Source organism: Tumebacillus amylolyticus (assembly GCF_016722965.1).
Taxonomy (GTDB): domain Bacteria; phylum Bacillota; class Bacilli; order Tumebacillales; family Tumebacillaceae; genus Tumebacillus; species Tumebacillus amylolyticus.
In genome coordinates this window covers 746,792-771,748 of sequence record NZ_JAEQNB010000001.1, presented here as the reverse complement: position 1 = coordinate 771,748, position 24,957 = coordinate 746,792, and the positions used below count along the sequence as shown (strand labels likewise).

At 56.7% G+C, this 24,957-nt stretch carries 21 protein-coding genes; 5 read left to right on the top strand and 16 right to left on the bottom strand.

The features are described 5' to 3' along the window. Positions 1 to 12: 12 nt before the first annotated feature. The gene (locus JJB07_RS03575) at positions 13 to 3,714 is read right to left on the bottom strand and encodes an S-layer homology domain-containing protein (RefSeq protein WP_201631185.1); all 3,702 of its coding nucleotides are present in this window, start codon (positions 3,712 to 3,714) and stop codon (positions 13 to 15) included. Positions 3,715 to 3,908: 194 nt separating this feature from the next. On the opposite strand from JJB07_RS03575, the gene JJB07_RS03570 reads away from it, so the two are divergent. Both JJB07_RS03570 and JJB07_RS03565 read left to right on the top strand, forming a co-directional pair. Beyond that, a complete protein-coding gene (locus JJB07_RS03570) occupies positions 3,909 to 4,730 on the top strand; it encodes an MBL fold metallo-hydrolase (RefSeq protein WP_201631183.1) in 822 nt (273 codons plus the stop codon). After that, the gene (locus JJB07_RS03565) at positions 4,727 to 5,893 is read left to right on the top strand and encodes a glycerate kinase (RefSeq protein ID WP_201631181.1); all 1,167 of its coding nucleotides are present in this window, start codon (positions 4,727 to 4,729) and stop codon (positions 5,891 to 5,893) included. The genes JJB07_RS03570 and JJB07_RS03565 overlap by 4 nt, the downstream gene beginning before the upstream one ends. Before the next feature lie 43 nt (positions 5,894 to 5,936). Here the strand turns inward: JJB07_RS03565 and JJB07_RS03560 are convergent, their stop codons facing one another. The 3 genes from JJB07_RS03560 to JJB07_RS03550 are packed head-to-tail and all read right to left on the bottom strand — an operon-like array spanning position 5,937 to position 7,165. After that, positions 5,937 to 6,212 (bottom strand): DUF1294 domain-containing protein, encoded by a 276-nt coding sequence (locus JJB07_RS03560; RefSeq protein ID WP_201631179.1) that lies wholly within the window; start codon positions 6,210 to 6,212, stop codon positions 5,937 to 5,939. 3 nt (positions 6,213 to 6,215) lie between these two features. Beyond that, a complete protein-coding gene (locus JJB07_RS03555; RefSeq protein ID WP_201631177.1) occupies positions 6,216 to 6,884 on the bottom strand; it encodes an SdpI family protein in 669 nt (222 codons plus the stop codon). Next, on the bottom strand, positions 6,881 to 7,165 hold the full coding sequence (locus JJB07_RS03550; RefSeq protein WP_201631175.1) for an autorepressor SdpR family transcription factor: 285 nt from the start codon (positions 7,163 to 7,165) through the stop codon (positions 6,881 to 6,883). The genes JJB07_RS03555 and JJB07_RS03550 overlap by 4 nt, the downstream gene beginning before the upstream one ends. Positions 7,166 to 7,332: 167 nt before the next feature. Here JJB07_RS03550 and JJB07_RS03545 point away from each other — a divergent pair, with 167 nt between their 5' ends. Then, positions 7,333 to 7,764, top strand: a complete 432-nt coding sequence (locus JJB07_RS03545) for a hypothetical protein (protein ID WP_201631173.1) — start codon at positions 7,333 to 7,335, stop codon at positions 7,762 to 7,764. A gap of 40 nt (positions 7,765 to 7,804) precedes the next feature. Here JJB07_RS03545 and JJB07_RS03540 read toward each other — a convergent pair whose 3' ends face one another. From JJB07_RS03540 to JJB07_RS03505, 8 genes are all read right to left on the bottom strand, one after another. After that, complete coding sequence (locus JJB07_RS03540; RefSeq protein ID WP_201631171.1) at positions 7,805 to 8,962, bottom strand: aminotransferase A; 1,158 nt, start codon at positions 8,960 to 8,962, stop codon at positions 7,805 to 7,807. 102 nt (positions 8,963 to 9,064) lie between these two features. Beyond that, positions 9,065 to 11,869, bottom strand: a complete 2,805-nt coding sequence (locus JJB07_RS03535) for a glycosyl hydrolase (protein ID WP_201631169.1) — start codon at positions 11,867 to 11,869, stop codon at positions 9,065 to 9,067. Next, positions 11,866 to 13,227 carry a GH1 family beta-glucosidase gene (locus JJB07_RS03530; RefSeq protein WP_201631167.1) on the bottom strand — a complete coding sequence of 454 codons (1,362 nt, stop codon included), beginning with the start codon at positions 13,225 to 13,227 and terminating at the stop codon, positions 11,866 to 11,868. Before JJB07_RS03530 ends, JJB07_RS03535 begins: the two co-directional genes overlap by 4 nt. 32 nt (positions 13,228 to 13,259) lie before the next feature. Further along, positions 13,260 to 14,117: a carbohydrate ABC transporter permease gene (locus JJB07_RS03525; RefSeq protein ID WP_201631165.1), complete on the bottom strand. Its 858-nt coding sequence runs from the start codon at positions 14,115 to 14,117 to the stop codon at positions 13,260 to 13,262. Further along, the gene (locus tag JJB07_RS03520) at positions 14,114 to 15,112 is read right to left on the bottom strand and encodes a carbohydrate ABC transporter permease (RefSeq protein ID WP_201631163.1); all 999 of its coding nucleotides are present in this window, start codon (positions 15,110 to 15,112) and stop codon (positions 14,114 to 14,116) included. The genes JJB07_RS03525 and JJB07_RS03520 overlap by 4 nt, the downstream gene beginning before the upstream one ends. 19 nt (positions 15,113 to 15,131) lie before the next feature. Continuing rightward, positions 15,132 to 16,508 carry a sugar ABC transporter substrate-binding protein gene (locus JJB07_RS03515; RefSeq protein WP_236587587.1) on the bottom strand — a complete coding sequence of 459 codons (1,377 nt, stop codon included), beginning with the start codon at positions 16,506 to 16,508 and terminating at the stop codon, positions 15,132 to 15,134. Between the two features lie 129 nt (positions 16,509 to 16,637). Then, positions 16,638 to 17,654: a LacI family DNA-binding transcriptional regulator gene (locus tag JJB07_RS03510; protein WP_236587585.1), complete on the bottom strand. Its 1,017-nt coding sequence runs from the start codon at positions 17,652 to 17,654 to the stop codon at positions 16,638 to 16,640. A 347-nt stretch (positions 17,655 to 18,001) separates the two neighbouring features. Further along, on the bottom strand, positions 18,002 to 18,142 hold the full coding sequence (locus tag JJB07_RS03505) for a hypothetical protein (RefSeq protein ID WP_201631159.1): 141 nt from the start codon (positions 18,140 to 18,142) through the stop codon (positions 18,002 to 18,004). A gap of 386 nt (positions 18,143 to 18,528) precedes the next feature. Between JJB07_RS03505 and JJB07_RS03500 the strand changes: the two genes are divergently transcribed. Beyond that, the gene (locus tag JJB07_RS03500; protein WP_201631157.1) at positions 18,529 to 19,815 is read left to right on the top strand and encodes a helix-turn-helix domain-containing protein; all 1,287 of its coding nucleotides are present in this window, start codon (positions 18,529 to 18,531) and stop codon (positions 19,813 to 19,815) included. A gap of 92 nt (positions 19,816 to 19,907) precedes the next feature. Here the strand turns inward: JJB07_RS03500 and JJB07_RS03495 are convergent, their stop codons facing one another. Continuing rightward, entirely contained in the window at positions 19,908 to 21,047 is a 1,140-nt protein-coding gene (locus tag JJB07_RS03495; protein WP_201631155.1) for an MBL fold metallo-hydrolase, read from the bottom strand. A gap of 93 nt (positions 21,048 to 21,140) precedes the next feature. On the opposite strand from JJB07_RS03495, the gene JJB07_RS03490 reads away from it, so the two are divergent. Further along, the gene (locus JJB07_RS03490; protein WP_201631153.1) at positions 21,141 to 22,172 is read left to right on the top strand and encodes a DmpA family aminopeptidase; all 1,032 of its coding nucleotides are present in this window, start codon (positions 21,141 to 21,143) and stop codon (positions 22,170 to 22,172) included. 37 nt (positions 22,173 to 22,209) lie between these two features. Here JJB07_RS03490 and JJB07_RS03485 read toward each other — a convergent pair whose 3' ends face one another. The 3 genes from JJB07_RS03485 to JJB07_RS03475 all read right to left on the bottom strand — a co-directional run bounded on the left by JJB07_RS03485 (position 22,210) and on the right by JJB07_RS03475 (position 24,890). Beyond that, positions 22,210 to 23,187, bottom strand: a complete 978-nt coding sequence (locus tag JJB07_RS03485) for a phosphotransferase (protein WP_201631151.1) — start codon at positions 23,185 to 23,187, stop codon at positions 22,210 to 22,212. 62 nt (positions 23,188 to 23,249) lie between these two features. After that, a complete protein-coding gene (locus JJB07_RS03480; protein WP_201631149.1) occupies positions 23,250 to 23,564 on the bottom strand; it encodes a rhodanese-like domain-containing protein in 315 nt (104 codons plus the stop codon). Positions 23,565 to 23,645: 81 nt separating this feature from the next. Next, a complete protein-coding gene (locus tag JJB07_RS03475) occupies positions 23,646 to 24,890 on the bottom strand; it encodes a hypothetical protein (RefSeq protein ID WP_201631147.1) in 1,245 nt (414 codons plus the stop codon). Positions 24,891 to 24,957: the final 67 nt, after the last annotated feature.

The following is a 24,957-nucleotide window of genomic DNA, read 5'->3' as shown; positions in this document are numbered from 1 at the left end:
TCCTTGCCTGCCTTACATGGTGTGCTGCCCGAAGAATTGGAGCGTGCCTTTGGGGAACGTGTTGTATTCACCCGCTTGCGAGAAACTTTGCGAGCCGGTCCGGATGCCGGACTTGCGGATGATCGTGCCGCCGTTCGGCATGAATTGATTGTGTGAATTCGGGTCGCCGAGGACGTCGACGACGCGAGTGCCCTGTTTCAGAACGAGACCTGTGAAGTTGAACGTGTTCGGGTTGTAGGCATCCACTTCATCGTTGTAGTACCAGGCGTTGATGATGTCGAAGAAATCGTAGAAGATCGAGTCGATCAGGATGTACGGCATGGTCGGATAGGCATCGTGGAGCGGAACGTTGACGACGCTCATCGTATTGGTATTCTTCATATACCGATACACATCGACCGAATACCCTGTGGCCATGTCACCCGGGCTCCCGTTTCCGTTGTAGAACATCTCGATGGCAATTCGACCGTCTCCCGCATCCAAGTATTGAGAGAAGTAGAGTTCGGATGCGCCTTGCGGGTCGGCGACAACATTGAAGACCGCGGCCGTACCGTCCGCTGCTACGACCCACGTGGTCAGAGGAGAAGTCGTTCCCGGTGTTGTCCAGACCGTTCCATTGAGCGGTGTCGGTCCCGTGAAGGTGGAATCCGGCGTGCCTTCATAAATTTTGAAGGACGTCTGGTTGGGGAAGAGCGTGGACAAGTCGTAGTTGATGTTTTCTTTGACCCCTTGTTTGGTGTGAATGGTTACTCGCCCATTGGTTACGAGAGGCGCAGTGATGACATTCACATCGTAGGTGGCGGTTCCACCCTTGCCGTCTGATGCGGTGACGGTGACCGTCGTGCTTCCCGTCCCTGATCCGGGCGAGAGGGTCAGCATGTTGCCGGAGACGCTCGCCGTCGCTGCTTGGGCCGAATTGCTGACAGCGGTGAAGGTCAGTGTATCCCCGTCTGCGTCGCTGAACAACTGCGCCAGATCGTACGAACGGTCATTCGTCACGGTCGGCGTCAGAACTTGCGTATAGATGGTTGCCACCACTTCCGGCGCTTGATTCTGCGAAGGGTTCGGTGTGGCAGCGAGAACCGTTACATTGAACGTGGTCGACTCCGCAGCACCCAGACTGTCCGTTGCCGTGAGCGTAATCGTCGCAGTCCCTGCAGTCAACGGATGAAGAGTCAATTGCGAACCGACAGCCGTTGCCGTTGCAACGCCCGCATCGGACGAGCTGGCATCAAACGTCAGAACATCTCCGTCCGGATCGGTGAAGACGGTGGACAGATCAAGCGTGTAGTCCGCCGCTCCGACGGTTACCGTCTGGTTGCTCGGTGCACTGCTTACCATCGGTTTTTGATTCGGCGCGGGCGGGGCCGGGTTGACGGTCACGACAAATGTCGCGGTCTCCGCTTCTCCGTGGCTGTCCGTTGCGGTGAGCGTAATTGTCGAAGTCCCCACTGCCAATTGATGAAGAGTCAGTTGCGAACCGACGGCCGTTACCGTTGCTACGCTCGCATCTGACGAGGTGGCAGTAAACGTCAGGGCATCTCCGTCCGGATCGGTGAAGATTGTGGACAGATCAAGCGTGTAGTCCGCTGCCCCGACAGTTACCGTCTGGTTGCTCGGTGCACTGCTTACCACCGGTTTTTGGTTCGGAGCAGGCGGGGCCGGGTTGACGGTCAATTGGAATGTTTTCTCCAACTCCCCACCGCGTCCGTCCTTGGCTTTCACCGTCACGGTTGTCGTTCCCGCCGCAACTGGGTTCAACGACAATTGCCCGCTTGCAAGCCCGGATGTCGCAACGCTCGTGTCTGCCACCGACGCTTCGTAGGTCAATGTGTCATTGTCCGGATCACTGAACAAGGCGTTCAAGTCTACAGTCGTAGGCCCGCTGCCCACGGTCGCCGTTTGATCTGAAATCGCAGCGGAAGTGGGCGGGAGGTTGACCGTCACGTAGAAGCTCGTGTTGACTTTTTGGGAATTAAAGTCATCCACGGCGACCGTGATCTTGGCTTTGCCTTGTTTCAGAGGTGTAAACGTGACAACTCCGTTGGCGTCCACGCTGACTTTGCAAGTGCTGGGGCCAGTCGATGCCACGATATAGTGCAAGACAGACTGCTCCTCATCATGGAAATAGGGAGCCAAATCGAACGGCAAGTTGGTACCGCCAAGCGTGACCACCTGATCCGGTATCGCAGAGAGCAACACAGGAGCCGTATTGGTCGTGCCCGATCCGGTCGGAGTGGACAATCCCGAGATGGAGTTCGCGGAAACGCCCGCGCCCAAAGCCACGCTGGAAACGGTCAGACCTTGCCCGACTTGTACTTTCGAACCCGCATCGAGCACTTGCAGTTTGCCGACCGTCCCGCTGTTGTTCAGCGTAACGGGAGCGGCCGTCTGTACAGAAACGGTGCCGATGTTCGCATTGCCGGTCAACGTGACAGGTTGGCTCCCCGACATCACGAGCGTCCCCAAAGTTCCTTGCACTTCCACTTGGCTCGCCCCGTCTGCCAGCGTAACTTGACCGACGTTTGCCGTCGCGCTTCCGACGATTGCAGCGTCTGACGAAAGAGTCATTTGGTCGACGGACGTCGTGCCCGTCGCTTCCACGCGGACATTTTGTTTGCTGACATCGACGTTGCCCAACTGCGAGTCTTCAAACACGACCGTGTTGCGGTCGCCGCCTTGGACAAACGTGGTGCCCTCCACGCTCAGGTTGCGAGCGGAGAAGTCATTGGCGAGCTGAGATCCGATCTTGAAGTCTCCCTTGACGGTGAGATTCTGCACGCTGAGGTAGTCTCCCGCCAACGAGAGACCGCCGTCAAGCGTCGCCCCCTGTCCGTCAAGCACCAAGTTGCCGCTGAACTCTTGCTGGCCGGAACCTGCCGCCGCGCCGTTCGCATGCAGTTCCAGCGCTGTGAGCTTGTCAAGTTTGCGACCCGTCGACTCAAACTTGAGAGTTGCTCCCTGCAAGACCTTGGCATTCTGCGGGTTCAACAAACCCTTGACGCCCTCTGACAATTGATACGGCACGCCGTTGATCCACACGCGATCCGCTTCAACCGCTCCAAGCGTACTCAAACGCTCCTTCGGGAAAAAAGTCTGCAACAACATCTCTGCGACCTCTTGTCGTTGCAGAGAAGCGGCCGGAGCGAACTTGCCGCCCTCTGCCTTCATCGTGCCAAGTGCCAAGAGAGTGCGGACATACGGTTGCGCCCACGAAGAGACCCCGCTCCAATCCGACACGGGAGCATCCGGGTCCCGCGGTTGAACGAGCGGTTGCTGCGAAGCGCGCGCGAGCAACACCGCCAACTCCTGACGCGACAAGAGCTCGGTCGGACGGAACAAGCCGTTCCCGTCGCCTTGCATAATTCCTGCGCTTCGAACCGCTTCGATTGCAGAAGAGGCCCACCCGTTCGGGTCAACGTCCGAGAATGAAGTTCTTCCCTTCGAGAGCGGAAGTTGCAACGCCTCTTGGATCACAACGGCCAATTCCTCCCGCGTAAGACTGGAAGTCGGACGGAACGCACCGTTCGGGTCTCCGTGCAGCAACCCCTGTTGGACCGCTTCCCCAATTGCTTGTTGCGTCTGGGCCGGAACTCCCCCCAGGTCGACAAACGATCCCGTTGAGAGCGTGTTGGCCGCCATCGCTGCAGACGGACTCATCGTCGTCGTCAAAACCAGCGTAGCCACCAACCATTTCGCCACTTGCTTTTTCACCCGCGGTCACTCCTTGAAGTCATCTATTGTTTTCTCTGTATAAATCGCTTATGAAAGATACTACTACCATTATAGTTGAGAGACATTTAAACGTAAACTTTAAGTTTTTTTCTAATTAAAGGTATTGCACCCAGAACGTGGTTCCCCTACGATGGAAGCACATACTTGATTGGACCCCGAGGAGGAACCATTCCATGATTCACTATCGCAACGAGAACATCACTGTCTTCCAAAGCCACCTCCAACAAACCACGTCGACCGTTCTCCAAACGCCGGACCTCGTCTTGGTCGTCGACCCCTGCTGGCTGCCGGGCGAAGTGGAAGAGATTCGCCAACACGTCGAAGCCATCCGCGCCGGACGCCCGCTCTATTTGTTGTTCACACACGCAGACTGGGATCACATCATCGGCTACCGTGCGTTCCCGGACGCAACCGTCATCGCGTCTCAAGCCGTCCACACCTATCCGGACGTTGATCGTCAGCGCAAACTGGATGCCATCCGGAACTTTGACGGCAACTACTACCTCGATCGTCCCTACCCGATCGAGTTTCCGTCCGTCGATCTCGTCATCGAACACGACGGTCAACTCCTCACGTTCGGGGACACGACGCTCACGTTCTACCACGCGCACGGACATACCAGGGACGGACTGTTCACCATCGTCGAGCCGCTTGGCGTCTTCCTCGCCGGAGATTATCTCTCCGACGCCGAGTTTCCCTTCATCTATTACAGCAGCACCGAGTACGACACTACGATGCAAAAAGTCGAACAGATCCTGCAAACTCATAACATCTCGCTCCTCGTCCCCGGACACGGCTCCGCGACTCAACACACAGATGAGATTCGCCGCCGCACCAAGGAATCACTTGCGTACATCGCACAAGTTCGCGATTGCGTGCAACACGACAAGCAAGCCGAATTGAGCGCGATGATCGACCCCTGGAAGTATGCGCCCCAACTGCGCCGCTTCCACCAAGACAACATCGACAGAATCACCCGCGAACTCCAAGCATGAAAAAAATCCTCCTCGCCCCCGACTCCTTCAAAGGCTCTCTCTCCGCCCCCGCCCTCTGCGTCGCAATGACCCAAGGAATTCGACGGGTCTTCCCGCACGCAGAGGTGCTCTCTTTGCCACTGGCAGACGGAGGCGAGGGCACGATGGAAATTCTCGTCCAAGCAACAGGAGGTCACTTGGTACACGTGGACGTCACCGACCCGCTCGGCCGTCCCGTCCAAGCAGCGTATGGCGTGCTGCCGAATCACACAGCGGTCATCGAACTCGCCCAAGCATCCGGCCTCACCCTGCTTCTCCCCGACGAGCGCAATCCGTTGCGTACCACAACGTACGGCACAGGTGAACTTCTCAAACACGCGCTCGACGCCGGGCATCGTCAGTTCCTCATCGGACTTGGTGGAAGCGCGACCAATGACGCGGGAGCCGGCCTCTTGCAAGCCCTCGGCCTCAAACTGCTCGACACGGAAAAAAAGGACCTTCCCCGTGGCGGGTCGGCCCTTGCCCAACTACACGACATCGACGCGTCCGATCTCGATCCCCGCTTGCAGGAGTCCCGTTTTCTCCTCGCATCAGACGTCCAAAACCCACTTACCGGCCCAGCGGGAGCCTCTGCGGTCTTCGGCCCGCAAAAGGGGGCGTCCCCCGAGCAAGTTCCCCAACTCGACCTCGCTCTGACGCGATTTGGAGACGTTGTTCATCAACACCTTCAACGACTCGGCGGCCCGATGAACACAGCGATTTCAGTCGATACCGACTTCCTCACACTCCCCGGCGGGGGCGCGGCAGGCGGCACGGCGGCGGGTTTGCTCGCGTTCTTGCCTTGCACCCTCCGCCCCGGCATCGAAGTCATCCTCGAAACCTTGCGTTTTGAAGACCACCTGCGGGACGCCGACCTCGTCCTCACGGGCGAAGGCCGTCTCGACGACCAAACGCTGTCCGGCAAAACCATTGCCGGCGTCTGCCGTCTCGCACGACTCCATGAGGTTCCCGTCATCGCCCTCTGCGGCAGTACGGCACTCACGGGCGTCGAACTTGACGAACTCGGCCTACAGGCCGCTTTTTCCCTCGTGCCCGGTCCTTGCTCGCTCGATGACGCGCTGCTCCATGCCGCCGCTTGGACGGCCGACCGCACCGAACAACTTCTTCGCCTGCTTCGCCACTAAAAAAAGCCAAGGTCCGCTCCGCGGCCCTTGGCTTTCCTTTTCCCTACAGCATCAATTTCAGCAAGGCTCCATACATCAACGCCACCGTCACAAACGACAGCGGTACCAAGATTTTGAACGAACGGTGCTGGGTTTTGTGCCGGAATTTCTTCATCCCCATCTCAATCCCGATGCACCCACCCGCAAACGAGAGCAGAAAAAGCGTCCGCTCCCGCACTCGCTGTCCGCCGCGCTTGGCTTGTCGTTTGTCGTAGCCCATCAGCGCATATGCATACACGTTCAGCCCTGCAAACAGGGCGAGCAAGATCAGAATGCCCATGCCTTACTTCCCTTCTGTCATCAGCTTCTTCCACGCCAGATACGAATACAAGAACGGGAACACCAACATCGAACCGGCAAAGACCACGCCGAACACCCACGCCGCCACATCGCCCGGCAAAAAGGCGCAGACCAATGCGACCAGCCCTGTGATGACGATCAACGGCCCGTTGGCGCGGTGTGTGCGTTTCCAGACGTCCTCGTTGGCGAGCGTCCACGGCGTTTTGATCCCGACGAAGTAATTATAGCGCACTTGCCCCATGTAGTTGCCGGTCAAGATCAGGAACAACCCGAGCCCGATCATCGCAAACATCTGCATGTTGAAGTCATACCCGAGGTTGTAGAATACCACCACCGTCACCACCGCCGACAGGAACAACGTCATCGCCATGCGGAAAATTTCGTACACATGGTCGAACTTGTCGTAGTTCTCCGAGCGCGGGTCGATGCGGCGCGTCACTTTCATGAACAGGGGCACCCCGAGAGTCAGCAGGACCGAAACGCCGAGAAACGTCCCCTTGCTCTCCCACCCGTTCGCGTCTCCCCCCAAGCCGAAGTGCGTCGCCATCGAATCCGGCAGAGAGCCGTATACCAGAGCAAAGTACACGATCGGGAGCAGGCCGATCACCGCAAGCAAGAGGTCTCGCCAGCCCCATTTGATTTTGGATTTCATCGATCCTCATCTCCTTTTTCTCCATCCATCCCCAGGACTTCAAAAAACCAACTCATGACTTCCTGCACCACCGTGGTATTCAGCGAATACACGATGTTCTGCCCATGACGCTCGTCATAGACAAGCCCTGCAGTTTTCAGTGAATTCAAATGGTGGGAGATGCTCGGCTTCGTCATGGAAAAATGCTCGGCGATCTCGCCCGCCGTCCGATCACGCTCGCGCAACAGCTTGATAATCTGCCGCCGTGTCGGGTCGGACAACGCCTTGAACGACTCGTTCATGAAATCCCCCTCCCCCTTAGATATTTAGAGAATCATCTAATTTAATCATACGCGCAGCGAAACCCCTTGTCAATTTTGTTACAAAACTGCAATCTATTCACTGTAACGTTCTGCCCAAGTTCGGGTCAAATTATACAACATTTCTGATAATACGGAGGGATCTCCTTATGAAAAAAGTTTCGTTCGACCTCTTTCTCGAAACCGTCCAAGAACGCCGCCTCGCGCACGGCTTGCGCTCGACTCCCTTGCAAGGAGTCACGTTCCTGCACGATCTCTCCCCGGATGCCAAGCAAAACCTCGACATTCTTGACGAGGTGGCCCATGCGCTGAAACTGGACATCTCCCGCCATTCGTTAAAGGCCGACTATCTTTCTCCGTACCTCCGATACAACCTGCAAGACCTCTATGATGCCTTCGTCCGCCATGCAGCAGAGCGTGCGTTCCAACGCTCCCGCAAATATTGGTACGCCGTCGCCTTTGCACTCGCAGGCGTGACGTTGTACGAGTTTTTCGTGGAAGTTGCGGTCTTGCAATGCATCTTGCTTGCGACGATCACTTCGGGAATCTTTCAATACCTTCGCGGCGGCTCCGCTTCTTAAAAAAACGACCGAACCCGGATGCGGGTTGGTCGTTTTTTTTCTACAAAGAGGTCACGAAGCGTTGCAGGCGATCCAACGCTTCCTTGAGCGATTCCATCGAATACGCATACGAGATGCGCAGGAACCCTTCCCCATATTCGGAAAAAGCGTCCCCCGGCACGACGGCGAGTTGTTCCTGCTCCAAGAGGCGCACGCAAAACTCCAAGGACGGAATCCCGAAGTGTTGAATCGACGGGAACAAATAGAACGCCCCGTCCGGTTTCACGCACGGCAGACCCATCAGGTCCAAACGGTCATGCACGTAGTCGAGACGTTTGCGGTATTCAACGCGCATGGCGAGCGCATCGTCGACGCCGTGGGTCAACGCTTCGAGTGCGGCGTACTGCGAAACGGACGAGGCGCACGAAACGTTGTATTGGTGGACTTTCAAGATGTGTTGCGAGATGGCGGCCGGTGCGAACGTGAAGCCGATTCGCCAGCCGGTCATGGAGTGCGACTTGGACAGGCCGTTGATCACGATGGTTTTGTCGCGCATGCCCGGCTCGTGGACGATGGAGCGGTGGCCCTCTTCGCTGTAGACGAGCTCGCTGTAGATCTCATCGGAAACCACGAAGACTTCACGGTCGCGCAAGAGATCTCCGATTCCCTTCAAGTCTTCGCGGGAGAGCACGACTCCGGTCGGATTGGACGGGTATGGCAAGAGGACGGCGCGAGTCTTGTCGGTGAGTTTCGCCTCAATGGCTTCCGGCGTCATCTTGAATCCGGTCTCGCGAGTGTCCACGTAGACCGGGATCGCTCCGCATTGCTTGATGATCGGTTCATATCCCGGATAGACAGGTCCCGGCAGAATCACTTCGGAGCCTGGGACGAGAATCGTGCGCAACGTGATGTCGATCGCTTCGGAAGCGCCCGTCGTGGTGATGACCTCCGTTTCCGGGTCGTACTGTTGGCCGTATCGGGTGGCAACGAAATCACAAGCGGCTTTGCGCAACTCGAGCAGGCCGGCGTTGTGCGTGTAGACGGTGCGGTTGGCGTCGAGTGCGCGCTTGGCCGCTTCTTTGATATGCTCGGGTGTCGGGAAGTCCGGCTGACCGAGCGTCAAGGAAATCGCGTTGGGGTAGGCCGCCACGCGATTGGAAAATTTGCGGATGCCGGAGACTTGAATCTCGCGGACGTTTGGGTTGATGAGGTGTTCCATCGAACTGTTCATCCCTCTCTGGCTGTCAGATACGCTCTTGCTTTCTATCCTACCATAAAAAAGGAAGTCCCCGTGTGCGGAGGACTTCCCTTTTTTCTACCCTTAGTTGAACGGAATGGTGAGCTTGGATTGCGAGCCTTCCGACGTTCCGGCGTTGACACGAAGCGTGGTTGCGCTGTTGCCGATCGCATTCCAGACTTGGATGCGGACTTTGCCGTTGCTGAGGTTTTGGAACGTACCGCTGGCCGATTGCAGACCTTGGGTTTGCTTGTAGTCTTCAAAGCCCACGACGTCGTTGGTCGGGAAGTACGAGTAGGTCTCCGTGCGATCCCACGTACCGTCCCCCGTGAAGTCGTATTGCACTTGCGCTTGTACGCCGTCCGCAATGTTCGCGCCTGCGTCAACGAACAGGTCAAATCCCGTGGCTTTCGTGGAATCGTAGGTCCCGCTCACGTTGCTGATCGTGTAGACGGACGGGTTGGTCGGCGTACCGTCGTGGTTGACACCGCCGGCAGACGCAATCGTGTCGGTCAAAGCTGTGGTGCCTGCGGTCGTGCTGAGGGCACCGCCGCTTTTTACATAAAAGAGATTGCCTGTGGACGGGGTCGGATCGGTGCCGCCACCGCCACCGCCGCCGTTGTTCGGAGCGGCTGACGTCGCGATGGAGTTCGCCGGGACGCTCAGGGTCTTGCCGTCGGAGAAGGTGACCGTCTTCGCTGTGGAGGAGGCGTTGTACGCGACGTAGTTGCGGGTTGTGCCTTTTTTGTAAACGGCATAGAGCGGTGTGTTGGCCGTGACGGTGGTATCGAGTTGGCCGAGCACGTTCAGCTCATGCAGCCAGTGGTAGGTGTGCGCTTTGGATTCGCCCTCTTCCGGCGTGTATCCGGGGTTGGCGTTGAACAGCGCAATCGCCCCCGCCGGATCGTAGAGCGCTTGGTACTCCCAGAGGATATCGGCCCAAGACGTCCACGCATTGGAGTTGCCGTTCTCCGCTTTCAACTGGTTTAGGAAGTTTGCGGAGTAGGTCGGCGAATACCCGAGGTAGTTGGACGCCGCCGTGACCGGCAAGATGTTGATGCCGCGAATCTTCTGCACATCGGCGGTGAACCAAGTCGCATAGTCGGACTTGCCGCCCCAGATCATCGAAGAGTAGTTGTGGTTGAAGCCCGGTTTGAAGTTCGTGCCGTCGACGTTGAACCAGTATTGGTTGACCGCTTGGGTCTCCGTTGTGTACAGGTAGATGCCGAGGTCGCGAATCTGCGTGTTGCCGGTCTGCTCCCCCCAGAGGATGAGCGCCGCCCACGCGTTGACCGCTTCCGAAGAGGACTCTTGGTTGTTGCCGTCCCCGAATTTCGCATGACCGGAAGCCCACGAATGCCCCGCGTACGGGTCAAAGTTGCGCAGGAACGGGAACGACGTATCGGTACGGTCCCAGTTTGCGATGTCTTTGACCACCGTGTTGACCATGCCGCCCCAGTTGCCGCTCTGTGCCCATGCCGGGTTGTTGCGCGCCACTTCGGCAGCGGCGCGAATCCAGTAGCCGTAATGGAAGTGGTGGTCGTTGAGCTCGTTGTTCGAGCCGTAGCTTGCCGGATAGCCGATCAGCGTGCCCCAGTTGTTGTCGTAGTAGAACAAGTTGTTCGCTTTGACAGCGCCCGTGGAGTCTGTCGCTTTGAGATATTCGCTCAACTTGCTCTCCAAGAACGACTCGAAGTTGTTGACCGCCGCCGTGTTTCCGAGTTGCTGGGCCACCGGAACGAGGTTCGAGATGCGTTGCAGGTACTTGCCGCCCCAGTAGGAGTCGGCCGAAGTGCCGAAGTTGTGGTTGTTCACTTCGGTGCGCACCTGCTCAACGTAGTTGTTCAACGTCGCCGCATCATAATCACCGACCGGGGGCAGGTACGGGGTGATGCCTTGGTACGTCAGCGCCGTGGTGAAGGACGAGCCTGTGACCGTCTTCATCGTGCCCCGGATGCTGTCGTATGTGTACGAGGACAGCGGGGTCGTCGTCGACTTCCACTCATGCGGGTACAGCGCCATGATCGTGCCGGTCTGGGTGCCTTCCTTGGGTGTCGTCGTCACATTGTAGGTGGTGCTGACTTTGGAAGTCGACGCGTTGTACGACCACGAAACTTTCGTATCGGTTACAAACGAGTAGGCATAGGCTTTGAACGCGTTCAACGTCGCGGCCGAGTTGTCGGGGAGGACGGCGATGGAGAGATAGTTTTTGCCGCCCAAATTGTTGGTGAGCGTCGAAGTTCCCACACCCGACCAAGCGGAGCCGGTGGGACCGAACAGCGCGTAATGTCGTCCGTTTACGGTGACCCCCAGCACGTTCGACCCGTTGCCGCCGGACCAAACGGTCGGCGTACTGCCAAACGTCAACTTCGGCGTGGTGCCTGCGAAAGTGCTGTACACAAACGGCAGACCGTGCCCGCTGGTCACGCGCATCGAGTTGGCGCCGTTGCTCCAGAGCATCGAAACCGTCCAGTCCGAGTACCCGTCGACTTTGGTATCCGGGTAGGTGCCCGCCACCGTGCCGAGCGTCATGTCATTTTGCATCGAGCCGTACATCGTATTGGACGCTGCGCTTTGGGTCGGATAGCCGAGGGCGAGGCCGGACTGCCCCGCTTGAACGGCGAGCGGATGCGGGAACATCGCGTCCGAGTATTGCTCCCACGCCACCGAGCTCCACCAATCGTTGGTCGGCATGGCGCCGGTGACGTTGGCCGTTTTGTAGATCGCGCCTTGCACACCGGTCTGTCCGGCGGGCAGTGCCGTGGTGTAACTGCCGGCTCCCACAGCGACCGTCGTTCCTGCAAACCCAACCCCGGCACCCGGCCATGTCAGCGCCGCCGCCGTCACCAAGGATGTGCCGACGCCCACCCAGGTTTTCTTTTTGCTCATGTGAAATCCTCCCTTTTTATAACCTTCACACCGTTATTTCCAATAGTCTCTGCAAACCAACGCGCACTGTCCTTCGGGAAACGTTCTTGCGTTTCATAATCCACATACACGATGCCAAACCGCTTGGAGTACCCGAACGCCCACTCGAAATTGTCGAGGAACGACCAAACGTAGTACCCCTGCAAGTTGCCGCCCTCTGCCACGAATTGCTGGCAGACTTCCAAATGCTGTTGCAAGTACGAGATACGGTCTTCGTCATGCACCGCCCCGTCCGTGAGCGAGTCCGGGTAAGCTGCTCCGTTCTCCGTGATGTAGAGCGGCAATCGTCCCACATACTCCGCTTCCAACCGTCTCAACAATTGCAACAGAGACTGCGGATGCACTTCCCAGCCCATATCGGTTACCGGCCCGCCGCCCTCTTGGAAGTCTACCTGCAACAGTTCATGTTCCGTGCCTTGCTTGGAAACGTTGCGGCTGTAGTAGTTCACACCGAGAAAATCGATCGGCACCGCAATCGTCGCCAAGTCCCCCGGTTGCAAGAAGTCAAACGATCCCACTTGACCCTCGAACCAGGCCACCATGTCTGCCGGATACACGCCTTTGAAAAGCGGCTCCACGAACCAACGGTTCGCGTACCCGTCCCAACGTGCCGCCGCCGCGACATCTTCAGGAGACGAAGTGGCCGCGTCGGTTGGCGTGAAGTTCAGCGTGATCCCGATTTGCCCTTGCAGCCCCATGTCGCGGTACGCTTGCACAGCCAGCCCATGTGAGAGGAGCAAGTGATGCGACGCTGCCAACGCTTCACGCCAATTGCGGTGTCCCGGCGCATGAACGCCTTCACCATAGCCGAGAAACGCGGCGCACCAAGGCTCGTTATGTGTAATCCAGACCGGGATTTCGTCACCAAACTCTTGGAACAGCGCTTGGGCATATTGCAAAAAGTGTCCGACCGTCTCTCGGTTCGTCCACCCGCCCTCCGCCTGTGCCCATGACGGGAGATCCCAGTGGTAGATCGTCGCCGCCGGTTGAATGCCCTGCTCCTTCAATTCGGTGATCAGACGACGATAGAACGTGAAGCCCTCCGGATTGATCACCCCCTTCTCCGGAAAGATGCGCGGCCACGAGATCGAAAAGCGATAAGCCTGCACGCCGAGTTCCTTCATCAGTTGGACGTCCTCCGGATAGCGGTGGTAATGGTCACACGCCACGTCGCCCGTATGACCTTCGTAGACCCTGCCCGGTGTGCGGGCGAAGTCGTCCCAGATCGACGACGTGCGCCCGTCCTCGTGTGCTGCGCCTTCAATCTGATAACTCGCCGTCGCAACTCCCCACAGAAAATCGTTCGGAAACTTTTTCAAAACCGCTCACACTCCTTGAGTCTTACAATTTCTCATCCCTTAACCGCACCTGCGGTCATGCCGCGAATGAAATACTTCTGTGTCAGGAAAAACGTCACCAACACCGGGAGAGTCGAAACCGCAGCGGCTGCCATCAGCAGATCGAAGCGGTTTTGATACTGCCCGACATACAAGCGGATGCCCACCGGAATCGTCTGCACGTCCGACGTGGTCGTCATCACCCACGCAAACATCAACTCATCCCACGCCGTGAGAAACACATAAACGGCGGTGGCGATCATGCCCGGCGCGGAGAGCGGCAAGATCACACGGCGAAACGCTTGGAAACGCGTACACCCGTCGATCAGCGCCGACTCCTCCAAGTCGCGCGGCACCGATACGAAGAAACTCCGCATAATCCAGATGCTCATCGGCGTGTAAAACGCGGTGTAGATCAAGATCATGCCCCAGTAGGTGTTGATCATCGGCAACCCGATCGATTTGTCCACTTGCCAGAACAGCAAGTAGATCGGAATCAGAAACAAAATACCGGGAATCATCTGCGTCGAGACCACACTCATCGAGAACAGCCCCGAGCCTGGAAACTTATACCGAGCCAACGCATACCCCGCCATGACGGCGAAGGTCGTGGCCAGAATCGTCGTCACCCCGCAGATGATCAGCGAGTTCAAAAAGTACCCTGAAAAATGAATCGTCTGCCAAAGCTGAACGTAGTTCCGCCACTGGAAGTGCGTGGTCGCCATGCCGCTTACCCCGCTTAGAATCTCATCGTTCGAATGCAAAGACGTCCACACCATCCAGAGAATCGGAAACGCGTTGGCGAGCACGAACAGCCATGTGACCACGTTCAACACATTGTGCGTGGCACGCTTGCGAACGAGAGTGCTCATTGCATCATCATCTCCTTTCGAAACGTGCGGTACCAAATGCTGACGACGATCAGCATGACCAGCATCAACAAGAACGAAGCCGCCGAGCCGGAGCCAAACGCCCAGTAGCCGAACGACTGACGCACCAATGCTGTCATCAACAGATCTCCCCACTCGCCGGGGTAGCCCGCTCCATTGCCGAACATCATCGCGACGATGTTGTAGGAATACACGTTGGCGATGATCTGAAACAGCAACTGAATCGCGATGATCGGGCGCAAGAGCGGCAGAGTGATATGCCGGAATTGGCGCCAAACGCTCGCACCGTCGATCTTCGCCGCTTCATACAACTCCTCCGGAATCGTCTGAAGCCCGGCGAGAAACACCACCATCAGGAACGGCCAACTGCGCCAAATCGTCGGGATCACGATCGCCCACAGCGTGTTCGGCCCGATCAGCCAGAACGGTTTGTCGCTCGTGAGGTGCAACACATCGACCAGCAAAAAATTGATGACGCCGTTGTCTTTCTGCCACATGAAGCCCCACAGGATGCCGACGACATACGAAGGCACGACCCACGGAAGCAACAGCGTCGTGCGTGCAAACCCACGCCCCGCAAACTTGCGGTTCATCAGCAACGCCCCGCACATCCCGACGACGAGAGTACCGATTGTCACGGCGATGCTGTACAAAATCGTGTTGCGCACCGCTACCCCCAACCCCGCACGCACCGGATTGTCGGGGTTGAACAGCACGTCGGTGTAGTTCTGCAACCCGACCCACGGCGCTTTGAGATACTGGGCGAGCGTAAACTGGTTCAGTTTCAAAAACGACATCCAAACCCCTTGCACCATCGGGAAAAAGTGAATTCCCACCATGAACACCAGAGCCGGCACTACCAACGCATACGCGAATCGGTACTCTCGCCACGCCCGCCGCAACCTGCCCCCCCGCGTCTGGCGGGAGGCGGCGGAGAAACGGGTCGTGGCAGCCGCTCTTTGCGGTTGCTCTTGCATCGTCATCCCTACCCTTCGGTTACTGCTTCAAGATCGAGTCGACCTCTTGGGCCGCGGCATCGAGCTCTTTTTTCACAGCGGCGTCGCTGTAGGTCCCGTTGACGCCCGCGACGATGTCCCAGATGTTGCCGAAGTGCTTGACGAGAACCGTCTCCGTCGGGCCCCATTGCGGAATTGACGGGTAGGAACGGCCGAATTGGGTCGCCGCTTTGAAGGCGGACAGGTTCGGGTCGTTCGTGACGTAGGAGGAATTGAGCGCCGAATTTTTCGCAGGAAGCATGCCGGAGAGTTGCGCGTATTGCAATTGGGCATCGTCGCTTGCGAGATACTTCACGACATCCCACGCATTGCCTTTGTTTTTCGAACCGGAGAACACCGTCAAGTCACTGCCGCCAAAGAACGTCGCTTGACCGGACGGACCTGCCGGAAGCGGTGCGACTGCGTAGTTTTTCGCTGCGAGCTTGTCGGAGTAGCCGCCGTTTTCTTTGGAGGTGGCGAAGCTTTTGATCAGGACGGGTGTGTCGATGATCGCCGCCGCTTTGCCGTCTGCGAAGTCCGCTTCCACTTGCGAGGAGTTCTCTTCCAGCGATTTTTTGTCCACGAGGCCGTCCTTGGCGAGTCCGGTGTAGAACATCAGACCTTTCAGAGCGGTTTCAGAGTTGAACGTGGATTTTTTGTTGTCCTTGGCGAGCACTTCGCCGCCTGCTTCCCACACCCAAGGGAAGATGTTGTGCGCGACGTTCCAGTCGTTTTTGCCAGGCATTGTGAACGCCGCCATCTCTTGACCGTCGATGTTTACATGGTTGACTTTTTGCAGAGCGGCTTTGAACGAATCCCACGTTTTGAACGCATCCTTGGGATCGACGCCCGCTTTTTCAAAAGCATCCTTGCGGTAGTAGACCGCCCGTGCGTCGACGAACCACGGCACAGCGTAGACGTCCGGCTGGCCTTCGATCATCGTGGTCTTCCAACTGGCCGGAAGGTACGCGTCTGCGCCACCGATGTCTGCCGTTTTGTCGGTGATCTTGTCGATTCCGTTCATGGCCGCAATCGCTGGAACCCACGTGGTGCCCAGTTGCATGATGTCAGGACCCGTGCCCGAGGTGGCTGCCGTCGTGATCTTGGTCCACGCAGAACCCCAGTCGAGGACGGTAACGTTGATTTTCACGTTCGGATGTTTGTCGAGGTACGGTTTCATCAACGAGAGGAAGTCCGCATCAGGCTTCGGTGAATTCGGCATGATCCACGCCGTCAACTCCACCGGTTTGTCGGTGACGACGGTGGTCGTGGCACTCGTCGAAGAGCTGTCGGAGGAACATCCGGTCAGCATCGTGGTCAGGGCGAGCGTCACAGCCGCCGTCGTCGTGATCTGTTTTTGTTTCTTGGTGAAAGACATCGTAGAGACCCCCTAAGATAAGTTCGGAATCGGTTTCGGTAATTCACAATAAAATCCGCTTGTTTACTAGCTTTTCATCCATTTTTCCGAAAGCGGTTTCGGAACTCTGTAAAAAACAAGCGAGGACGGTCAGACAGGTTGAACCGTCCCACGCACGACAAGCTCTGTTCCGATGGTGAGCACAGGAGGAGATTGCGACGGGTCCTCGATCAGTTTCAGAAGTGCGACTGCCGCTTGCGAGCCCAACTCTTCCTTGTGTTGGGCGATGGTGGTCAAGTTGAGATACTTCGCGTAGGCGATGTCGTCAAACCCGATCACCGAGATGTCACGGCCCGGTTCCAGTCCCGACTCCCGAATGGCGCCCATCGCACCAATCGCCATCATGTCCCCTGCACAGAACACGGCGGTCGGACGTTCGTCAAGTTCAAGCATTTGCTTCATCGCGGACTTGCCGCCATCTTCGGTGAAGTCGCCGTAGGAGATCCACTGGTTGTGAAAGACCAGACCGTGGCGGTGCAAAGACTCTTGGTAGCCAAGCAACCGGTCGTGACCCGGCTTCGTCGAAAAGCGGTCTCCGATGAACGCAATCCGGCGGTGCCCCCGTTCCGCGAGAAAGTTCATCGCGAGGTTGGCCCCCCCCTTGTTGTCAGAGCAAATGTACCCGGCACGCGGGCCGAACAGATCGAGGTCGACCGACATGCAAGGAATTCCCGCGCCGACAAGTGTGTCCAACGTCGGTTCGGTGCGAGGTACACCCAGCAGCAGCACGCCGTCTACGTTGCGATGACGGGCACGACCCGCGAAACTGTCTTGCGCGCCTTCCAGCGTATGGTTGGCAAAAAACAACAGGTCATAGCCCCTGCCGCCCATGACATCCTTGAAACTGCTCAACACATCATGCAAAAAAGGATGCTTGAAGCCGCTGTTAACATGGTCTTGAAAAAACACCCCGATGGTCCAAGAACGCTTGGTGGCAAGCCCGCGCGCCGCAGCGTTCGGTTGGAAACCGAGTTCGGCGGTGATGCGCTGGACTTTCTCGCGAGTCTTCTGCGAGACATCCGGATATCCGTTAAGTACACGGGATACTGTGGCGGGAGAGACGTTGGCACGTTTGGCGATGTCATATATGGTGATCAAATTCAGCATCCTCTCAAGTACCGAAAGCGGTTTCGGGCTTTCTGGTTTAGTCTATTAGACGAAGTAGATCTCGATTCCTTCATTTTTTGTAAAAATATTATTCGACACTTACTGTCGTAACCAAAACTTTCTCCGACGGCCTCTTTCATCCTCTACTTTCCTTCTTAACACACTAGTCTCATTTTACCATGTCAGCGAGACGTTGAAAGCACGTTCATTTCCTATGAGGCTTTGGACTCAATTTTGTTTCGACATGCAATTACAGTCCCGCTTACATTTTTCACTTCAAATACAAAAAAGGACGGAGTGAAATCCTCCGTCCTCATTGTTCACGTATGATAGCGACCCTGTTGGAACTAGTTCAGGATCGGAGAGTTTTCCGGCCACACGAGATCTGCGTTTTGCTTGCTAACCGGAGCAACCGATACAAACAGGCCCGCTACCAGTGCTGCCCCTACGAAACCGCCTACGACTGCTTTCACTGCGTTCTTCATCATTTTCTCTTACCCCCTGAATTATGTATGCACATTTTGCTAAGAGGAACCACTTTGTTCCCCTTTGTTAATCATATGGTAAATCACAAATCTCTCTACGTCAATAACATGGATGAACATTTTTATCGGAAATATATTTGTTTCGTTCAGTTTAGTTAGTAGTGTTCAAAATCCGCATCCTTAATTATCCAAGTTTCATCGGATACGCTTTCTTTACTCAACAGTAAAATTTCCCATCTTCGAAAACGGCTCTAGGACTAGACGCCTATTAAGCGAGATGCTTGTCTCAATAAGTTGGGATTATGGTATACTGCAACTACATACGTGCTGTTGCACGGTGCCCAAAGATTCGCAACAATCCGATAGTCAAGACATGGGAGAGAAGGACAATGGGAGCAGTAGGACAACGAATCAAAGAACTACGGAAGGCCTCAAATCTTACCCAGCAAGAACTGGCCGAGGGCGTTGTCACCCGAAGTTATATCAGTCAGATTGAAAAGGGTCTGATCCAGCCTTCGTACGATACTCTGGAGAAACTCTCCAAAAAGCTCGAATGCACGGTGGAAGATTTCTTCAAGGAACCGGAGAACAAAGCGTTGCAAGTCTCGGAGTGGAAGAAATTCATCCGCTTCGCCGAACAGCACGTGGAATCCGGGAACTACGAACAGGCGAAGAAGACACTCGACAACGCCAACATCGATGCCCCGGAAGAGCTCAACGAATACGACCACGGCTTGCTCGCGTGGGTCAACGGCCGTCTCGCGGAACAACGTCGCGAGTACACGGAAGCGGCTGAGTTGTTCGCCAAGTCGATTGCGCACTTCGAGAACAACAACTACGTTCGCGAACGCATCCGCTCGATGGACTCTCACGCCTACATTTATTTGCAACTGAACCAAAACGATGAAGCGTTGAAAACGCTGAATGTCGCGTACCAGACGTTGATCCACCACCAAATCGGCGGATTGACCAAAGTGTCGCTGTTGATCAACTTCGCGATGGCGCACGGCAAACTCGGCGAGAACCACTCGGCGATTCGTTTCTGGCAAGAAGCAAACGAACTGAACCACTCGATGCGTGCTTTCTTCCGTCAAGGTCACATCGTGATGGGTCTGGGGAACTGCTACTTCCAAATCGGTGACCTGCATGAAGCAGAGCGCTACTACCACCGCGCGCTGGCGATTCATGAAGCGACGGAGAACCACAACAACAAAGCGGGTGTCTACACGAACCTTGGCAAGTTGTACTTCACGTTGAAGGACTACCCGAAAGCGATTGAAGCGCTGCTGACATCGATCCACCTCTATGAAGGCTTGAACATGGAGACGAGATTGGTCAACGCCAAATCGGAGATCGCACAGGCATTTTTCGCACATGAAGATTACGACCAAGCCTCGAAGTATTGCTACCAGATCCTGTCCGCGAAGCACGAGTACAAGCACAAGGGTACCGCCTACAAGATCCTCGGCCAGATTGAAGCCGGCCGTCGGAACTTTGACAAGGCCTTGGAAAACTACCGTGAGTCGCTCGACCTGTTCACCAAGCACGACTTCCCGATGTTGGCCAACGACGTTCTGCGTCTGACCGCCGATGTCTACTTCGAAACCGGCGACTTCCAAAAAGCCGCTGAGTACTACCGTCAAGTAAAATTTGACGACAAACCGAAGGCTCTGTAGCGATGACGCACAGAGCCTTTTTTGGTAGGTCGCACCATCGTCAGAACGAAAAAAAGACTTCACACGCCCAGGCGAGTGAAGTCTCTTTTTGCTTACAGGTGGGTGTGTTTGGCGGCGCAGCGGTTCGGGCCGCTCTCCAATTCCAACGCCCGCGCGACGGGGACTTGCTTGACGCCGCGGTTGATTTCGGTGATCTCCTGATAGTTCGGCGGGGTGGAGCCCCCGGCGGCTGCGATCTGCTCGAGGAACGTCTCGCGTGAGTCGAGACGGAGAACTTCGTTGGTGGCGCGGATCGTGCCAAGCGTTGCGCCGATGAACCCTCCGGCGTGGTACTCGTCACGTGAAGCGTAATGTGCGGGGAGCACGAGCACGTCGTCGGGAAGTGCGGCGATGGTGGTGAATACGGTTTCGTAGAGGAGTTGTGCCCATTCTCGGGACTTGCCTCCGAGATCTGGCCGCCCGATTCCACCGACGAAAACGGTGTCGCCGGTGAGCAAAAAGCGGTCGTTCAGCAAAAGGGAGACGCTGCCCGGCGTATGACCCGGTGTGGGGACTGCCAGCACTTGTACCGAAATGGCGCCGAATTGCCAGGTGCGGTGTTGTTCGAGCGGCGTGTGTGGAATCAAGGCTCCTTGCAGCTCCGATTGGGAGATGTAGTAGGAAGCCCCCGTTCGAGAGGCGAGTTCGACTCCGCCTGAGATGTGGTCTGCGTGCAGGTGCGTGTCGATGACATGTTCGATGGCCGCGCCGTGTTGGGAAGCGAGTTCCAGATACTCTTCCACATGGCGGCCTGCATCGACGACGAGAGCGGTGGTGCCGGAGAAGAGCAGGTAGGAAAGACAGCCTTTGCCGACGCGGTTGAGTTGGATCAGCTTCCACTCGTCCTCTTCGACGACCGTCACAGGGGCGTAGACTTCGCTCCACCCGATCATGCCGTTTTCGAGATACGCGGCGTCATATCCGTGCCTCTCGAGAATTTCGGCGACGATCTTGGCACTGCGACCACGAGCGCAGTTGACGAGGAGGGGGCGGTCGGTGGGCAGGTGTTTTTTCCAAGAGAAGTCCTCTTCCGCCAGAAAGTCCACATAGGGGATGTTGAGGGTGGTAACTCTTTCGCCCTCGACGTGCCAGCGCTCAAAATCGTCGTAGAGGCGGACATCGAGGAGGAAAAGTTCCTCTCGCCGTGCAATACGATCATATAACTCCTTGGGTGTAACGATCCCAACTGTCATGCATCAGACCCCTCTCTGTGCGTGTATCGGTAGTGACAGACTATTCACAGAGGGCGAGATTTGCCTATTTTCAAGTATTTCGGGGGGAACCTTATGAAAAAGCGGATTCGAGACTTTGGTGTGGAGATCGGCACGATGGAGCGCGGCGTGCGCAATGCGATCAGCGACGTGCCGGGCGTGCTAGTCGGGCATGTGACGCTGTCGGACGGGGCGGTGCAGACCGGGGTAACCGCTGTCGTGCCGCATCCGGGCAACCTGTTTCGAGAAAAAGTGGCGGCGGCTGTGCATGTGATCAACGGGTTTGGCAAGTCGGTCGGGACGGTGCAACTGGAAGAGCTCGGGACGTTGGAAACGCCGATTCTGCTGACGAATACGTTGAGCGTGGGCACGGTGAGTGAAGCGTTGGTGCGGTACATGTTGGAGCAGACACCGGAGATTGGATTGACGACAGGGACGGTGAACCCCGTTGTGTGCGAGTGCAATGACGGTTGGTTGAATGACATCCGAGGGTTGCATGTGCGGGAAGAACATGTGCGTGCGGCGTTGGAGAACGTGCGTGCAGACGTGGAGGAAGGCGCGGTGGGTGCGGGGCGCGGCATGTCCTGTTACGGTTTGAAGGGCGGGATCGGGACTGCCTCGCGAATCATGGAGATTGGCGGGCAGAACTATACGCTGGGGGCGTTGGTGCTCTCGAATTTCGGCCGGCAAGATGATTTGCAAGTGGGAGGACGTGCCGTGGGGCGAGAAATTCGGGAGCAGATGGAGAGTGCGGCTGAGCGAGAGCGCGGCTCGATCATCATGATCTTGGCGACCGACTTGCCGCTCTCCGACCGCCAGTTGAAACGGGTCGCCGTCCGTGCAGGCGTGGGCTTGGCGCGAACGGGCTCGTACATCGGCCACGGCAGCGGCGATGTGGTGCTGGCTTTCTCCACCGCCACTCGCATTCCGCACGAATCTCTCGAACCGATCCTCACCCTCCCCTATCTCCAAGACCACTTCCTCGACCCCGCCTTCCGCGCGGGAGCCGAGTGTGTAGAGGAAGCCATCTTGAATTCGATGGTCGCAGCCGAACCTGTGACCGGCCGAGATGGCAACCACCGAGGGTCTTTGCGGGAGTATCTGTGAAAAAAGACTCGGGAACGCGTGCGTCCCGAGTCTCTTTTTAGGTAAACAGGCTCTGGTAGGCGGTACGGAGCCAGCGGAGTTTGGTGGGGAGAATCCGGGCGAGTTCGGCGTCTGTGAGGTGCCCGTCGAGGTATTTCCGAATCTCCCAACCGAGCATCATCAGCGTGTTGTCGAAGAGGCAGGCTTGGAAGGCGGTGCGAAATTGGGATGGGTTGGAGATGGGAACGAGCTCTTGGTAGACCTCCAACGCAAATTCGTGCAACTCGTCCTCCAAGACATCTTGCAACAGAATCGACAGGTCCCGTTGAGGCAAAGAGACACAGGCCCATTCCCAATCGATGAGACGGGTGTGACCGTTTTGAATGAGGATGTTTTCGAGATGGGGATCGCCGTGGGTGTAGGTCGTTGCGCCGACAGCCCACTCGGGGTAGCGTGGGTAGAATGCCGCTGCCATGCCTCGGACTTCGCGCACCAACTCCGTATCGACCCCGAACTTCCCGTGCTCCGTGAGCCCTGCCAGCTCTTGCACGGTGATCTCAGCCCATTGCGCGGACGACTCGAACGGGTAGCTCGAGACTTGCCCTTTCGCAAGCCAGTGCTGACTTTTTTCCTGAAGGGACGTGTGGAGGTTCGCGAGCAATTCGAGAAGCCCGCGCAGCATCTCTCGTTTTCCCTGAGCGTCCTGTTCAGAGAAGACGGCCTTCACCGGAACCCCTGCCGCTTCCAAGATCAAACCCTGCTCGCCGTCCTCGTCTACTACACCGTACAGCGTCGGAATTGCATGAGGCACTTCGGGCAACACCGTGCGGTACAACTCCAACTCCGAGTTGCGCTCCGGGCTGAATTTTTTGTAAATTACCTCCCGCAGTTGCCCGGTCTCGTCTCGCACGGTCAGCCGGTACAACTCCGCTGCATACCCGCCGCGGATCGGGTTGCTCTCCACGAGTTCCCAGCCTCTTAGATGCAACGCCCGCAAGCAAAACCGTTCCGTTTCCAACTCTCGAAACTTCAACACAGTCCTCATCCCTTCCTAGAAAAAAGGCAATTGCTCGTAGACTCCAAGCAATTGCCCGCTCCTCACGCTTGCCATTGTTTCATGCCGCCCGCGAGGTTTTTCACATTCTGAAAGCCGACGAGCTTCAACACCTGACAGGCCGCAAAACTGCGCCGACCGGAGCGGCAGACGAAAATCAACTCTTCGTCCTGTCCCCACTCTTGGTACGTATCCAAAAGGTCTGCCATAGGTACATGCAGCGCGCCTTCGATCATCCCTTCGGCCACTTCAAAGTCCTCACGCACGTCGATAATCTTCGGTTGGTCGCCGCGCTTCATGCGCGCCGCGACTTCGGCGGGCGTGACTTCTACGATACGGTCCCTGACCGATTGTTGCATGGGCGTTCCCGTCCTTTCGATCCGGCTAATTACTTTATTTTAGTTGGTCAGTTGCTTTTCGAAAGTAACGGCCCTTACGTTTTACTTCACCATTTGTACGGAGGTTAATTCCAAGCCCGACAGTTTCAAGTCGCGGCCGGTTTTCGAGGATTCTCCTTCGACATTGAGGAAGGAATTCAAAAAGTAGTATCTCCCAAAATAACGAGCAATTGCAAACCCGTACGTCTTGACGAGTTTGCCGTCCACTTCCATCGGTTTGTCGAGATACACCATGAGAAACAGCACGTTCGGCTTCGGTTCCGCCTTGCCCGTGTAGGTGCGCAACAGCTTCAAGCCTTCGACCGTGTTGTCCGGCAAGACCCGCACTTGGTTCGCCCCCTGCACGAGATCGAAGACATTGTAATCCTGCGCCCCCGCTTCTCGGATCAGCAGTTTGCCGGCGTTTTTCTCCGTGACGTTGAAGGCGAGGTCCACCCCGTGGTCCGGCAGTTTCAGCTCTTCGTCCAGTTGGGCGTTGAACGCGCTCTCGAACTGGTCTTGCTCCATCCCGAACACGGACTTGAACGGGTCGGATTGCAGTTTAAGCGAGGGAACGCACTTCTGCAAATAGTCGCGAAATTTCTCCGCCCCTTGCTGTTCCCAGAGGTTGCGGACGGCGAGGTAGTCGAGCCACTCCACGTTGAACGTCGAACTCATCGTGTGGATCGTCTCCAGGTTGTCCACGAGCAATTGCAGGTTTCCTTGCTCTTGCTTGTTCTGCAAGACATGGCTCAACACTTTCAAAGGCTGTCCCTCTCGCACAACTTGCGGTTGGTCCCGAACTTCCTCCGCCATGCCCAATCGTTGGGCGAGACCTTCGTTGACCCAGCTTGGAATCTTGACGTTGTTCTGGTTGAACAAGATATGCGTCAGTTCGTGGGCAAGGGTACTGCGGACGTCTGTGTCGGACTTGCGCTTGTCGAGGTTGATCGAGATGTTGTTGCCGTAGACGGACGCATCGGTGAATTTGACTTCACGGTCCAGCGTGTCTTGGCTCTTGCCAACACGCGTCAGCAACTTGCGATAGCCCTCGTCCCCGGAGGCCAGTTGTACATGGACGGTGTCTTGGTATGGGAAGCCGTACTCGTTGCCGACCGTTTGCAACAGATGATCTTCGTCGAGAATCTTCTGGACCCTGGACGTTTGGAGGTCGGTTACGCCGTCATCACCCTTGGTGACGACGTACGGTTGAAATTCCTTTTTCGTTAGCCACGGCATGTTGCACCCGGAGAGAGCGAGCGAAACCGTGAGCATGATGAACAGGAAGAAACACTTTCTTGGAAACATCCAAGCTCCTCCCTTAGCGATAGGCTTCCTTTATTGTATCAAAAAGAGACGGGTTCGCGGCAGAGTC

Bases quoted from the DNA above. Each gene is read 5' to 3' on its own strand.
- JJB07_RS03570 (WP_201631183.1), top strand. From the start codon at position 3,909: ATGATTCACTATCGCAACGAGAACATCACTGTCTTCCAAAGCCACCTC.
- JJB07_RS03500 (WP_201631157.1), top strand. From the start codon at position 18,529: ATGGGAGCAGTAGGACAACGAATCAAAGAACTACGGAAGGCCTCAAAT.
- JJB07_RS03525 (WP_201631165.1), bottom strand. From the start codon at position 14,117: ATGAGCACTCTCGTTCGCAAGCGTGCCACGCACAATGTGTTGAACGTG.
- JJB07_RS03510 (WP_236587585.1), bottom strand. From the start codon at position 17,654: ATGCTGAATTTGATCACCATATATGACATCGCCAAACGTGCCAACGTC.
- JJB07_RS03540 (WP_201631171.1), bottom strand. From the start codon at position 8,962: ATGGAACACCTCATCAACCCAAACGTCCGCGAGATTCAAGTCTCCGGC.
- JJB07_RS03555 (WP_201631177.1), bottom strand. From the start codon at position 6,884: ATGAAATCCAAAATCAAATGGGGCTGGCGAGACCTCTTGCTTGCGGTG.
- JJB07_RS03535 (WP_201631169.1), bottom strand. From the start codon at position 11,869: ATGAGCAAAAAGAAAACCTGGGTGGGCGTCGGCACATCCTTGGTGACG.
- JJB07_RS03565 (WP_201631181.1), top strand. From the start codon at position 4,727: ATGAAAAAAATCCTCCTCGCCCCCGACTCCTTCAAAGGCTCTCTCTCC.
- JJB07_RS03515 (WP_236587587.1), bottom strand. From the start codon at position 16,508: ATGTCTTTCACCAAGAAACAAAAACAGATCACGACGACGGCGGCTGTG.
- JJB07_RS03550 (WP_201631175.1), bottom strand. From the start codon at position 7,165: ATGAACGAGTCGTTCAAGGCGTTGTCCGACCCGACACGGCGGCAGATT.
- JJB07_RS03545 (WP_201631173.1), top strand. From the start codon at position 7,333: ATGAAAAAAGTTTCGTTCGACCTCTTTCTCGAAACCGTCCAAGAACGC.
- JJB07_RS03490 (WP_201631153.1), top strand. From the start codon at position 21,141: ATGAAAAAGCGGATTCGAGACTTTGGTGTGGAGATCGGCACGATGGAG.
- JJB07_RS03505 (WP_201631159.1), bottom strand. From the start codon at position 18,142: ATGATGAAGAACGCAGTGAAAGCAGTCGTAGGCGGTTTCGTAGGGGCA.
- JJB07_RS03480 (WP_201631149.1), bottom strand. From the start codon at position 23,564: ATGCAACAATCGGTCAGGGACCGTATCGTAGAAGTCACGCCCGCCGAA.
- JJB07_RS03560 (WP_201631179.1), bottom strand. From the start codon at position 6,212: ATGGGCATTCTGATCTTGCTCGCCCTGTTTGCAGGGCTGAACGTGTAT.
- JJB07_RS03520 (WP_201631163.1), bottom strand. From the start codon at position 15,112: ATGCAAGAGCAACCGCAAAGAGCGGCTGCCACGACCCGTTTCTCCGCC.
- JJB07_RS03495 (WP_201631155.1), bottom strand. From the start codon at position 21,047: ATGACAGTTGGGATCGTTACACCCAAGGAGTTATATGATCGTATTGCA.
- JJB07_RS03475 (WP_201631147.1), bottom strand. From the start codon at position 24,890: ATGTTTCCAAGAAAGTGTTTCTTCCTGTTCATCATGCTCACGGTTTCG.